This is a genomic window from Paenibacillus sp. MDMC362 (assembly GCF_003269305.1).
Lineage (GTDB): Bacteria > Bacillota > Bacilli > Paenibacillales > Paenibacillaceae > Paenibacillus_AQ.
Map to the genome: position 1 here is coordinate 109685 of NZ_QLYT01000053.1, position 12347 is coordinate 122031.

Annotated in this window: 12 protein-coding genes; 10 read left to right on the forward strand and 2 right to left on the reverse strand. The window is 47.5% G+C overall.

Going from position 1 to position 12347, the window contains the following annotated elements:
• Nucleotides 1-50 precede the first annotated feature (50 nt).
• On the reverse strand, nt 51-776 hold the full coding sequence (locus tag DP091_RS24955) for an SMI1/KNR4 family protein (RefSeq protein WP_113060785.1): 726 nt from the start codon (nt 774-776) through the stop codon (nt 51-53).
• Nucleotides 777-1985: 1209 nt separating this feature from the next.
• Between DP091_RS24955 and DP091_RS24960 the strand changes: the two genes are divergently transcribed.
• The 9 genes from DP091_RS24960 (at nt 1986) to DP091_RS25000 (ending at nt 10533) form a co-directional block, all read left to right on the forward strand.
• The gene (locus DP091_RS24960; RefSeq protein WP_113060786.1) at nt 1986-2765 is read left to right on the forward strand and encodes an ABC transporter permease subunit; all 780 of its coding nucleotides are present in this window, start codon (nt 1986-1988) and stop codon (nt 2763-2765) included.
• A 13-nt stretch (nt 2766-2778) separates the two neighbouring features.
• Nucleotides 2779-3576, forward strand: a complete 798-nt coding sequence (locus DP091_RS24965; protein WP_113060787.1) for an ATP-binding cassette domain-containing protein — start codon at nt 2779-2781, stop codon at nt 3574-3576.
• A 114-nt stretch (nt 3577-3690) separates the two neighbouring features.
• On the forward strand, nt 3691-4707 hold the full coding sequence (locus tag DP091_RS24970; RefSeq protein WP_113060801.1) for an ABC transporter substrate-binding protein: 1017 nt from the start codon (nt 3691-3693) through the stop codon (nt 4705-4707).
• On the forward strand, nt 4704-5603 hold the full coding sequence (locus DP091_RS24975) for an aliphatic sulfonate ABC transporter substrate-binding protein (RefSeq protein WP_113060788.1): 900 nt from the start codon (nt 4704-4706) through the stop codon (nt 5601-5603). Before DP091_RS24970 ends, DP091_RS24975 begins: the two co-directional genes overlap by 4 nt.
• Nucleotide 5604: 1 nt before the next feature.
• The gene (locus DP091_RS24980) at nt 5605-6747 is read left to right on the forward strand and encodes an LLM class flavin-dependent oxidoreductase (protein ID WP_113060789.1); all 1143 of its coding nucleotides are present in this window, start codon (nt 5605-5607) and stop codon (nt 6745-6747) included.
• A 27-nt stretch (nt 6748-6774) separates the two neighbouring features.
• A complete protein-coding gene (locus DP091_RS24985) occupies nt 6775-7761 on the forward strand; it encodes an ABC transporter substrate-binding protein (protein WP_113060802.1) in 987 nt (328 codons plus the stop codon).
• A 313-nt stretch (nt 7762-8074) separates the two neighbouring features.
• Nucleotides 8075-8677, forward strand: coding sequence for a DedA family protein (locus DP091_RS24990; protein ID WP_113060790.1), 603 nt, complete (start codon nt 8075-8077; stop codon nt 8675-8677).
• Between the two features lie 33 nt (nt 8678-8710).
• Entirely contained in the window at nt 8711-9433 is a 723-nt protein-coding gene (locus DP091_RS24995) for a response regulator transcription factor (protein WP_113060791.1), read from the forward strand.
• Complete coding sequence (locus DP091_RS25000) at nt 9430-10533, forward strand: sensor histidine kinase (RefSeq protein WP_113060792.1); 1104 nt, start codon at nt 9430-9432, stop codon at nt 10531-10533. Before DP091_RS24995 ends, DP091_RS25000 begins: the two co-directional genes overlap by 4 nt.
• A gap of 52 nt (nt 10534-10585) precedes the next feature.
• On the opposite strand, the gene DP091_RS25005 is transcribed toward DP091_RS25000, so the two are convergent.
• Nucleotides 10586-11155 carry a hypothetical protein gene (locus DP091_RS25005; RefSeq protein WP_258394686.1) on the reverse strand — a complete coding sequence of 190 codons (570 nt, stop codon included), beginning with the start codon at nt 11153-11155 and terminating at the stop codon, nt 10586-10588.
• Between the two features lie 575 nt (nt 11156-11730).
• Between DP091_RS25005 and DP091_RS25010 the strand changes: the two genes are divergently transcribed.
• Nucleotides 11731-12309: a hypothetical protein gene (locus DP091_RS25010; RefSeq protein WP_258394687.1), complete on the forward strand. Its 579-nt coding sequence runs from the start codon at nt 11731-11733 to the stop codon at nt 12307-12309.
• Nucleotides 12310-12347: the final 38 nt, after the last annotated feature.

Consider the following 12347-nt stretch of genomic DNA (forward strand, 5'->3'; position numbering starts at 1 on the left):
AACCATTCGCCGTTACTTGTGGTACTCGCTTCCTCAACCTATCACTGTGCTTACAGATTCGTACGATATGAAGGCAAGTTGGTTACTTTCCCCATCTCGCTCAGCAACCTCTCCATACTTGCTCGCTGAAACGAGACCAGATATACGGCCAACAGTTCATCCGTTTCCTCTTCGGATACGTCGAGTTCACATACGATCAGCACATCGTCCTTTACGTAGATTTTCCATGCGTTCAGCTCCGACCCTTCTTCTAGCTCATGCTCTCGCTCCAAATGCATACTGCTGCAATAATCGGACAAGCCCCACATGCTCTCATCAAAAATGGCCCAATAGGGCAGCCGATCCTCAACTCCTAACTGAACCATTGCCTTGCCAGCGAGAAAACGTTGAAGCGATCGATTTTCCAGCTGCCAATCAGGGGAATTCCACGCGCACAGGTAAACCGGTGGATCTTCCTGCTCCAAATCCTGAATGCGAATCCCGCAATAGATCACGGACTCCTCCACTTGATAGAAGACCAGAAACGCCTTGTCTGTCGTAAAAAAAGTATCATCGGGAATGAACACGTCCTGCAGCAGGAGCGGTTCATATTGGTTATTGCACCCTTGGGTGATATATGGGGAACGTCCCAAATTATTATAATATTCCCGCAATGCAGTCGGCAACGAAAAGCCAAGGCTTTGTTCTTTAGCCTGAATGTCCGCTTCCGAAATGCCGTGGGCCTCTTTATGATGCTCTCCCAATATACGGAGAAGTGTTTCTATATTCGCTTCCATTTAGTTGGGTCAACCTCCTCGTGATGCGTTTGGGTATCATCTACTTCTCTAAATATACTGCAGATTTGAAGATGTGCCCAGGAATAAGGTATCATTGCAGTCCAGAGTAGAAACTTCACATCCAATCCGTTGAATCGTAAATGTATTCCTTGCGTTTTCCCTATCTGACTTATAGGTTGTGTGGTCCATCCTTCGCAAAAGGTTAGCCGTGATTTTCACCGTACTTTATATTCTAGCCATTTAACTGATTAGTAAGGAAGAGTCAGCATAATGTTTAAATACCCATTTGCCTAATCGACACCAAATAATTAAAAAATTCTAATATTTTTATAACTTTTGTTCAATTTCCGTTGTTAAATATTAATAGACATGGTAAATGATTTTATATGTTTTCTACTTTATACGATCATTTTCCTGATCAAAAAATTATAGGAGCATGAAGAAATGTCTAAGATTAAGGAGAAATTGTTTAGACTAAGTTTGGCTGCATCGCTCATGTTCACAGTGACTAGCTCATCTTTATATGCACATGTATCGGAATGGCACAGCGCCGTTCAACATATGTTGGATTTAGATAACACATTTAACGTAGGGTATAATTGGTAATGGGCAAGTTTCGAATTATCGTGTCTGTTCTACTGATGCTGATTGCCATATTTCTTGGCCTTATCTACTTTGAAATGAAGTACAGTAACGGATTACAGAATATAATTATCGAGTATCTGTACAATCATAATTCATGATTCAAATTAGGTATTCAAAGAAGCTTAGTAGTATTATCTAGGCTTCTTTTTTTCTATATGAAACAACTCCTTCAAAAGAAAGGTCCTATTTTTGTTAAAACGTTTTTGAGATACCTTCTTAGAAAATAGGTTGACGGTGTGAATCCGCATTGATCATACCCTAGATAAGCTCAGTTAAATATCGCCTCTGCATCACCTTTTCAACTAACAATGTGTCATCGTCAATACGATTGGGGTCAAGATAAGTTAATTCTCTTTCACGAAATGAATACATCCGAAATTCCGGTTGACGAAACCAAAACCGAGAAGTATAATCAAATCCATATTAAACTTATAGGAATAATTAAGCATTAAAAAGATACCGACCATTCAAATGGAGGTCACGGCCTCAGCAGGATATTCTGCTGGAGTTGTGGCCTTTTATTGTTGATCATCCTCTTTTTGAAAGCTAGGTGAAGTTGAAGTGATGAGAAAGTTCCTTTCCAATCCATTGATCGGAAAATGTTTGTCTTGGGTTCTCCCCATCTTACTAATCGTTCTGTGGTCCATCTTATCCAATCTTGATGTGATATCGAGGAAAATCCTCCCCCTGCCTCAAGACGTTTTATTTTCTTTCAGGGAGTTGCTGTTGTCAGGAGAATTAATCGAACATATCTCGATCAGCTTTCAAAGAGCATTCATGGGTTTCTTAATCGGCGGGGGGATCGGTCTTGTGCTTGGCTTTATAAACGGCTTATCCTCCATCGCTGAAAAATTGTTGGATACAACGATTCAAATGGTACGCAATGTTCCTCATCTGGCGATGATTCCGCTAGTCGTTCTATGGTTCGGCATTGGCGAGGAGTCGAAAATATTTTTGGTCGCGATCGGCGTGTTATTCCCGGTCTACATCAATACCCTGCACGGCATCCGCTCCGTGGACAACGGATTGGTCGAAATGGGGAACGTATACGGGCTGCGCTCCGCTTCGCTCTTTTGGAGAGTCGTTCTGCCTGGCGCACTGCCTTCCATTCTAGTCGGACTCCGCTACGCTTTAGGCATCATGTGGTTGACCCTAATCGTATCCGAAACGATCGCTACGAATTCGGGTATCGGCTTTCTGGCCATGAACGCAAGAGAATACATGCAAACCGACATCATTCTGCTTACCATTTTGCTTTATGCCTTATTTGGAAAGCTGGCCGATTCCATCGCTAAGCTCTTAGAAAAGCGGTTTTTACAATGGAACCCGAACTATCAAAAGTAAGCTCTGAAAGGATGTGTCGACCCTGAATTCCTCTACCCATGGTGTACATCTTCGTACAACAAGATTACAGAAAAGCTTTGGCGAACAACCTGTACTTCAAGGCATTGAGCTGGACGTGAAGCCAGGAGAGTTCATTGCCATCATCGGGCGAAGCGGCTGCGGGAAAAGCACGCTATTGCGCGTGATCGCCGGATTGGAACCATCCACGTCAGGAGACATATGGATCAATGACCATCCGGTTCAGCAAGTACATCCCGAAACTCGCATGATGTTTCAAGATGCGAGGCTGCTGCCTTGGGATAAGGTCATCGATAATGTTGCGATCGGACTTCGAAAAGAAGACCGTCATAAAGCTGAAGCCGCTTTAGAGCAGGTTGGGCTGAGTGCACGGGCCAATGAATGGCCGTCCGTACTGTCTGGCGGCCAGAAACAACGAGTCGCCTTAGCAAGAGCGCTCGCCAGCCAGCCCAAATTATTGCTGCTCGATGAACCTTTAGGAGCGCTGGATGCATTGACCCGCATTGAAATGCAGCAATTAATCGAATCGCTGTGGCAGCAGCAGCAATTCACGACCGTCTTGATTACACACGATGTCGAAGAGGCTGTCGTTTTGGCCAACCGCGTGGTGCTCATTGAAGAAGGCCGTATCGCGATGGATCGAGCCGTCCCTTTCTCGCGTCCGCGTCAACGGGGAAATGCCGAAGTGGCAGCATTCATCGATCACATCCTGAAACGGGTCATGGGCATAACCGAAATGGCAAGCCGACATGAAGCAGAAGACCTCCCCTATCCCTTAAAGAAAGGATCATAGGTTCTAACACCATCCCGCTTGGAGGGGAAACCGATAACCATTTCTTGAAGGAGGTGGATCACAAGAGGACTTTTGACCGGACGTGAAACCGAAAAAAGAAAGGAGCCCGAAAGCATGCCTAACATCAATAACCCGCAAGAAATCGTGAAGGAAATCAGGATTACACGCTGCCCGGTTCCGACAGCAGCCAGTTTGGCCCTTGACCTCGGGCTTCTTCAACAGGAGCTTGAAAAGTCCGGATGTACGGCGGCGGAACTAACGAGAGACACCAGTCATGCTTTGCCTGATGCGCATTTTAATCACACCTTGCCTTTCCTGGTGCGGGAAGGAGGCAACATTCCGGCTTTATGGGCACGCTCAACCGGGAGCGATACGCGACTGATCGGACTAAGCTGGGTCGATGAATATCAAGCGATCCTCACCCTTCCTGACTCGGATATTCATGAGCCTGGCGATTTGCGTGGAAAACGAATCGGAATTCCTCGCCATCGTTATTTAGAGATTGATTTTCGAGCGGCCCAAGCGCTTCGCGGTTTTCATAATGCGCTCTCGCTGGCGAATCTTACGCTGGATGATGTCAACATCGTTCATCTTGAGGCGGTTCCTGAAGGAAGAAGGGATTCATGGCATACCGAGATCGAGGCGCTGCAGCGGCGTGAAGTCGATGCCGTTTTTGTCAAAGGAGCTACCGGGCTTGAGGCCGCTCGTACGGTTGCCGTGAAGGAAGTGATCGAGCTCGGGTTCCATCCGGATCCGCTGGTCCGAGTCAACAATGGCGTGCCCCGAACCGTGACGGTCGATACGGCCTTGACGGAGCAGGAACATGTTGTGGAACAGATTCTCACTTCTCTGCTTCGCGCCGCGGATTGGTCCAAAGATCATCCCGATGATTTCATTCGGGTCGTTACGAAGGAAACCGGCGCTTCATCCGAATATGTAGCATCCGCTTATCGCAATATTTCGCTTCGACCGGCACTGCGCGAAGACTATTTAACAGCGCTTGATGCCCAGAGCAGGTTCCTGTTCGAGCATGGTTTCCTCCCGAATCCCGTGAACGTATGGGACTGGATTCTTCCAGAACCGTTAGCTGCGGCTGAATATAACATTACTAAAGGAGTGTCCCTCATATGACTCAAAGTAAAGCAGACGTAACCATCGGCGTTCATCCCAATAATCATTCGTTATTCGTATTGCGCCGCTTAGGCTTTTTAGAAGAAATTCTTAAAGACCATGACGCATCCGTTGCTTGGGTCGATTACACCGATGGAGCGAAGACGCCCCTACGTATCGCTTCGGGAGAAATCGACTTTGGAGGTACAGGGTCTACGCCGCCGTTAACCGCGCAAGCTTCGGATATCGATATTGTGTACGTTGCGGTATCTAATCCTCGTACAGCTAGCGGAGCTTTGGTCGTTCGCAAAGCAACGCCGGTGCAATCCGTTGCAGATTTGAAAGGGTTGCGCATTGCGCTTTCCGAAGGGTCATGGCATACGAGCTTTCTGGCAACCGCGCTAGATAGAGAAGGCCTTCTTTATGATGATGTCGCTCGAGTTGATATAGGCAATGATGGGGCGAAGGCATTGCTGGCCGGCGAAGTGGAGGCTTGGGTCGGCAACGATCCGCAGCTGACGGAGCTGCATAACAAAGGACTCATTCGTACGCTGGTGCCGCTTGAATCCCATATCTCTCATCGTTCCGTATGGTTTGCCAGCCGGGATTTTGCGACGAATCGGCCGCAATTGCTCAAGGCCGTTGTCGAAGCGCTGCAGCAGGCCGATGGTTGGATTCAGGAAAATACGCGCGAAGCGGCAGAGCTTTTTACCCGGGACCTGCCCCATTGGCCTTCCGTGGATTCATGGGAAGCCGCGCTTCAGCGGAGACCTTGGGGGCTGCAGCCGATTACCGAAGAATTCATAACTGAACAGCAGCGGGTTGCCGATCTGTTAGCACGTCAGCACATTTTGCCCAAAGAAATAATCGTTTCAGAGGCGGTTTTACCTGTCCCCGTAGAAATTGGAGGAGAATAGCATGGCTGTACACAAAGAGAACGTTGAAGTGTATTGGTATTTAACCGCGCCGGATGGCCGCAGTCCTTGGTCAACGGAGGGGGCGCGCAAAATCGATTTGCCTTACCTAAGGCAGATTGCCTCGGCTGTCGACCAATTGGGGTTTACCGGCGCATTGCTGGCAACGGGCCCGCATGATACGTGGGTGCTTGGATCATCCCTCATTTCCAGCACGAACAACATGCGCTTTCTGATCGCTGTGCATCCACCGTTGATTTCGCCCGTGCTGGCCGCGAAAATGGCGCAAACCTTCGATGATTTTTCCGGAGGACGCGTATTATTAAACATCGTGAACGGAAACACAGCGCAAATGCGCGCCTATGGTTCAACACTTGGGCATGATGAGCGTTATGCCTACACGGATGAATGGATTCAGGTGTGGAAACAAGCGGTGGCCGGGGAAAACCTGGATTACCATGGCAAGTATATTACCGCCGAAGGCAAAGCCTTACAGCTCTCCTCCACGCAGAAACCAACGCCGCCTCTCTGGTTCGGCGGATCGTCGCAAGCGGCTCATCTCACAGCAGCCAAGCATATCGACACGTATCTGAGCTGGGGGGAAACGCCACCGCAAGTCGCAGAGAAAATTCAAGATCTTCAAGCTTTAGCGGCAGAGCAAGGCCGTACGATGCGGTATGGCATCCGGCTGTATCTGATTGTGCGCGATACGGATGAGGAAGCTTGGCAAGAAGCGGACCGGCTGCTCAAGACGATGGATCCGCAGACCGTGGAGCATATGCAGACGATTCTTCGAAACAGCGATTCGGTGGGGCAGCAGCGCATGCTTCTCAATCACAACGGTCAGATCCCGAAAGACGCGCGGGAGCTCGAGATTTATCCGGATTTGTGGGCCGGGATGAGTCTGGTACGACCAGGTCCGGGCACAACGATCGTAGGCAGTCCGGCAACCGTTCTGGCACGCATAAGAGAGTATCAGGATGCGGGCATTTCAACGTTTATTTTCTCCGGTGTTCCATTGCTTGAAGAAGCTTACCGTGTAGGAGAATACATCCTGCCCCATCTGCGCGTTGACCGTCAGGCCGCAACCATACAGAAGCAAGAAGAACAGGAGAAGGTTTTCACTTGGGCTCATCAAATCCACTAAATGATCCGGCAAAAAGGGAAGTGTCCTATGCGAAAAATAAGCTTACATGTACTATTAGTAATTCTGTTAGTGACGTTATCAGCTTGCGGTAAAGCCGGCCAAGCGAACCAAGCCAATGCTGAGGATGAGGCCGTACCCATTCGTCTTGGCATACTGCGCAGTGCCCAGCCATTAAGTTTATCTGAGGAAGGCGGTCCTCTCTATAAAAGGCTGGAAGCAGCCGGGGCGAAAGTTGAAAAAACCGGCGGTTTTGCCGCCATGTCTCCAGCGATCGAGGCGTTAAACGCCGGTTCGATCGATATCACAATCGGCTCGATTACGGCAGCCATCAGCGCTCTTGTCGGAGGCTCCTCGGAATTCACCATTTTTACCAAGCAGCAAGGCGATCTTCATAATCAAGGCATTGTGGCCAAGCCGGAAGCCGGCATTACAGGTCCTTCCGACCTTCGAGGTAAAAGAATCGCTGTTAACCGCGGAGGCACGGGCGAATACCTACTATATAAAGCACTGGAGAAAGGCGGACTCGATGCAAGCGAAGTCGAGATTGTTTATCTTCCACCAACGGAAGCGGGACCTGCCTTTGAAAGCGGGCAAGTCGACGCTTGGGCGACATGGGGTTCGTTCACTGCCGTGGCGCTCGTCGACTTTGGTGCAGAGCTGGTCATTTCCGCAGGCGACATCGAATCCGAGAACGATACGGTGTATATTGTGCGAAACGGCTTCTTGAAGGAGCATCCTGAGCTCGTGCATGAAGTGTTCGAAGGCTTGAATGAAGAGTCCGCGCTTCTATCCGACGACGTCGATCACACCGTCCAATTAATTCAGGACATCCAAGGCGTCTCCGAACCTGTGGCTCGTCAGCAGCTGGAAGGCTCTTTATACCCGTTTGACCCGATTGATGACACCGTCCGCCAACGTTGGCAAGAGGTGGCCGATTATATGTTTGAGAAAGAGATCATTCCAAATGAAGTGGATGTCCTATCCAACACGGTGGATGTGAGGACGTTGAAGTGAAGCCGCTTGAGGAAGCTTAGAGGAGCGGTGAGCGTCAAGTATTGTTCGGTAAAAATTCCAGTATCCAACCATTTGAGGACACTAGGTCTGTTTAGGACTTGGTGTCCTTTTTTTCATGCGAGAGGTCGATGACGGGAATGAAGCGATAGCTGCAGAGGTGAAATCCAACATCATGCGAGCACTCATTTGTTCAGGTTCTGTTCAGGTGAATTTATGCTAATGTTCATTACGGCTTTCAGCCGTGTTTATATTCTTTGATTAAACTGTAGGGAGTGAAGTGACATGATGTAACACCATTCAAAAGGGAGCAAAGATGAACATGATGGAAGTAGTCGAGCGTTTGTTTGAACAATACGGATACTTGGTGTTGTTGATTGGATTACCCTTGGACTTTATTGCATTGCCCATTCCCCCCGGAAATAGTACATTGACATTCACAGGGTATTTATCTTATAAAGGCATACTGGATGTCATACCGGCCTTTTCTATGGCGTTAGCGGGATCAATAGGGGGAGTAACATTCACTTACTGTATCGGCTATAAGTTGGGAGCACCCTTGTTAGAACGCTATGGCAGGTGGTTATTTCTGAAGCCCTCCTCTATGGAAAAGGTACGAGATTATTATAAGAAAAACGGGAATAAGCTGCTGCTCATTAGCTTTTTCATTCCGGGAATTCGACAATTTATCGGGTATTTCATCGGCATCATTCGTCTACCTTTTCGTACTGTCGTAATCTATGCATATACGGGTACTTGTTTGTGGGTGATTGCTTTTTTTGCAATCGGTTATCTGTTCGGAGATCAATGGAATCATATCTTCGATCTTGTAGAAAAGTATATTAAAATTATACTTATCGGATCAGGATGTGTCCTGAGTGGTTATCTCATCATCAAATGGTTCAGGCGTTGTAAGTAAAGCTTCAGCATTCGTTTAAGTGGAGGCGGGAATATGGATGGTAGATTGCTCCTGGTAGATGACGAGGCTGGGTTGCTAGATATGTTGAACTACATGTTAGCGAAAGAAGGCTTCGAACACGTGAGTTTTGCAACTTCAGCCAAAGAAGCGCTTGAGCTCGTTCAAGAAACGGATTTTGATCTTATCGTACTCGATATTATGCTGCCCGACTTGGATGGCTTTGAGCTGTGTCGGCGCCTCCGTGAAGTAACCATGGTTCCAATTCTCTTCTTGACTGCCCGTACGATGGATATGGATAAGATTATGGGGCTTACCATCGGAGGCGACGACTATATTACGAAGCCGTTTAATCCGCTAGAAGTAGTCGCAAGAATCAAAGCGCAATTACGTCGTCAAAGTTTGACGAAACTCCAAGAGGCCCCTGACAAAGAAGTAGAAGTATACGATTTTGGGGCATTCCAATTGTTTAAACAAGAGGGAAGATTGATGGTACATGGGCAGGAAGTCAGTTGTCCGGCCAAAGAGTTCGAGCTCTTGTTATTTCTGTGTGAACATCCCAATCAAATTTTTAGCATATCACACCTATACGAGCAAATTTGGGGATTGGAAAGCATTGGGGACGAGAATACCGTGATGGTTCATATCCGGAGATTGCGGCAAAAAATCGAAAAGAATCCAAACGATCCAAAATGGATTATCAACATTAGGGGAATGGGCTATAAGCTCCTCAGCTCCCCGAAGGAGACAGACAAGTGAACCTGCAGAAGAAATTGACGCTTCACTATGTTGCCGTTATCGTAGCCGTGATGCTTTTTTCTTATGTCGCATCTTCCATAACCCTTTTGCTGTTATTTGGATTCGACATTAGCTTTTATGGAGCAAGACTAGTATGGTCAGGCTTATTTGACGACTCTTTTTTATTAATTACGTTTTTTCTTGCTTTTTCGGCCTTTTTCTTCGGGGCTTCCTTCATGTACGGCCGTGTGATGAGCGAGCCATTATTCTTTTACCTGGCTTGGGTCGAACGACTGTCACAGGGAAAATTTAATGTTGTGGAAATCCCAAGGTCCAGAAGAAATAAATCTCCTATTGGCTTTCGTCTTTTCCACGAGTTGACGGAGAAAATGAGGCAGCTATCCGATCGTCTGTCGGCGAGCGAGATCGAACGAATGGAATTGGAAGACTTGCGCCGAGATTGGACTTCCGGCGTAACGCATGACTTGAAAACACCGCTTTCTTATATTCAGGGATACTCCACGATGCTGTTATCAGACGAACACCAATGGACGGTAGAAGAACAAAAGAAGTTTATAACCATTATGCAGGAGAAAGCCAATCATATGCAGCGGCTGATCGAAGATTTAAGCGAGGCATTCCAATTCGAGAACAGTGTCGTACGGCCGATTTTAACACAAAGCGATATCGTTACGTTCGCGGCTAACGTTATGGAAGATGTGCGTCAACAGCCCGCAGCTCGGAATAAGGAGTTTCGATTTGTGGCGGATGAAGATTCGATCTTTTATGAGTTTGACGAAAAATTAATGGAGAGGGCATTGGTTAATCTTTTAATGAATGCGATTCTACACAACCCGCCTGAAACGCTCATTACCGTTACCGTTCAAAGGAACAATAACTTATGTATTACGATATCCGATAAAGGTGTGGGAATGAGTGAGAAGGAGAAAAACAACCTCTTTCAGCGATACTACCGCGGGACCTCAACGGAAGCCCCCATTGGCGGTACTGGACTCGGCATGGTGATCGCAGAGCAGTTTATCGCAGCCCATCAGGGCACGATCAGCGTCCAAAGCGCCCCAGGGGAAGGGACTGTGATTACAATCCTTCTTCCCCTATAATTGGGTATTCGTGATAACGTGTTGTCATGCTGCATCTGCTGGTAGCTTGAAACTATGCGTTCTGTCCTACAAAGAAGAAAATTCCACCCAATATGACGATTAGGATTAGCCATTTCACAGTGGTGGATATGCTGGGCATTGGACCGTCTCGCAGAATCTTCAGTCCGAGTGGCGCCAACCCAACGCAGAGTCCGCCTACGGCTACTAAAGTGTCCCAGCTGGTGCCTTTGAGAACGCCTAAACTGTGTATTCCCATCACCCCCAGCGCGATGGAGCAGGGTAGATTGAGTGTACGGGAACGAAAAGCGCCGATCGCGAGAACGAACCATCCAACCATACCGGAAAACAGAATGGTAGCGATAACGTAAAATCCCTGATAATTATAAGCGTAAGAGTCACTTATAAATGTAGTTGCAAGCTCTAAACCTTGGAATTGAACCAGCCAATAAGCAAGATGATCCACACCAGCATGGTACATGCGCACAAAGAGTCCCGTGATCGTGAGGATGCCGCCCCATAAAGCCCATCCTGGCTTTTTGGCGCCTATTAACTTGACAAGTGCAAGGATGCCAGGCCACATAATCATAATGCCGGCTGTGAATAAGCCGTAGGACGCTGCCATCCGTGTCGGTTGCTCTTTAAAGGCTGCGAGTTGATCAGGATAGTAGAAGTGGTACTTTACCCTGAGAAGTTCCGCAGTAAGAAGAAGAACTGGCCCCAGTATTAGCGACAACCCTCCAATCCATCTACCTGGAAACCAAAATCCACCTTGTGTATGCTCTTTTGTTAACAAAATCCCACTCATAAAAGCTCTCCTTCTACTCAATAATTGTGGCTGTCACCCTCCCTGGTCATAAGATATCATTCAAAGATAAACACATTAGAAACAACCGTTGAACAGGATCGGAACTTCACCTGAACTTAACCTGAATATGGTTAGCCACAATTTGAATTGAAGGTTTAGAGGGGTCAATCGATGGGATTTCCCCCCTCATTTTTTCGATATCGTCCCAGGAGCCGCTGGCTGATGGCATAGACGACTTAGAGGATCTCTTCGACGGTCCGTTTTTTCACCTTCCCCCCTCCCTACGCACCGTCCTGGCTTGCATTATGCCCTGAATTCCATTAACTTAGTTTTGATAGCTTCATATATTAACCATGATTGTACATGCCGTTGTAAGGAGGATTGAGAAAGGCGTGATTCGCAAAAAGAACCGATATATCATAGCCATCTTCATGGCCTTCGCTGCCCTTTTTACCGGCTGTAGCACGTCTGTCAAACAAACTGTCCCGCTGAACACGGACCCCGAATCGATATTAAGCGCACTCTATGATTTGGATGGGATCAAATCCGCTGGATCCGTGAATACGGAGCCTTTGACCGAAATCTCGGAGATCGAAGACAATATCAGCATCCGGTACCAGTACGTTTTCTTGGTGAAAGATGCCGTCAACGAGAATAATCAAGCCGTTCCGGATCGGCTGTATGTTGTGTCTGCGGTCGAGAATACGAGGAACGATCGGGAAATCAGCATCCAGTACACCGACGGCTCAATCAATGGGGAAACAGCCAAGCACAATCCGCGGCACCGTCCCATTACCGTAGACATATGCCCGGATGATTCCAAATCTCCTTGCGAGGCTGATGATTCGAAGACTTATCAAGCGAATGCGGTTGCTTTTTCGTTGGACCAATTCCCCGCATTTCGTTCGCATGACAATGTCGTTGATATTAGCGTTAAGTATGCATTAGGTAAGAGACGGATTGTAATATGAAGTGCGACACCTACTGGAACTAAATAAAAAAGAGCCCA

What these genes read in the sequence shown, in the direction of transcription:
- DP091_RS24990 (WP_113060790.1), top strand. Translation starts at nt 8,075, where the DNA reads ATGAACATGATGGAAGTAGTCGAGCGTTTGTTTGAACAATACGGATAC.
- DP091_RS24985 (WP_113060802.1), top strand. Translation starts at nt 6,775, where the DNA reads ATGCGAAAAATAAGCTTACATGTACTATTAGTAATTCTGTTAGTGACG.
- DP091_RS24975 (WP_113060788.1), top strand. Translation starts at nt 4,704, where the DNA reads ATGACTCAAAGTAAAGCAGACGTAACCATCGGCGTTCATCCCAATAAT.
- DP091_RS24960 (WP_113060786.1), top strand. Translation starts at nt 1,986, where the DNA reads ATGAGAAAGTTCCTTTCCAATCCATTGATCGGAAAATGTTTGTCTTGG.
- DP091_RS25005 (WP_258394686.1), bottom strand. Translation starts at nt 11,155, where the DNA reads ATGGCAGCGTCCTACGGCTTATTCACAGCCGGCATTATGATTATGTGG.
- DP091_RS24955 (WP_113060785.1), bottom strand. Translation starts at nt 776, where the DNA reads ATGGAAGCGAATATAGAAACACTTCTCCGTATATTGGGAGAGCATCAT.
- DP091_RS24995 (WP_113060791.1), top strand. Translation starts at nt 8,711, where the DNA reads ATGGATGGTAGATTGCTCCTGGTAGATGACGAGGCTGGGTTGCTAGAT.
- DP091_RS24970 (WP_113060801.1), top strand. Translation starts at nt 3,691, where the DNA reads ATGCCTAACATCAATAACCCGCAAGAAATCGTGAAGGAAATCAGGATT.
- DP091_RS24980 (WP_113060789.1), top strand. Translation starts at nt 5,605, where the DNA reads ATGGCTGTACACAAAGAGAACGTTGAAGTGTATTGGTATTTAACCGCG.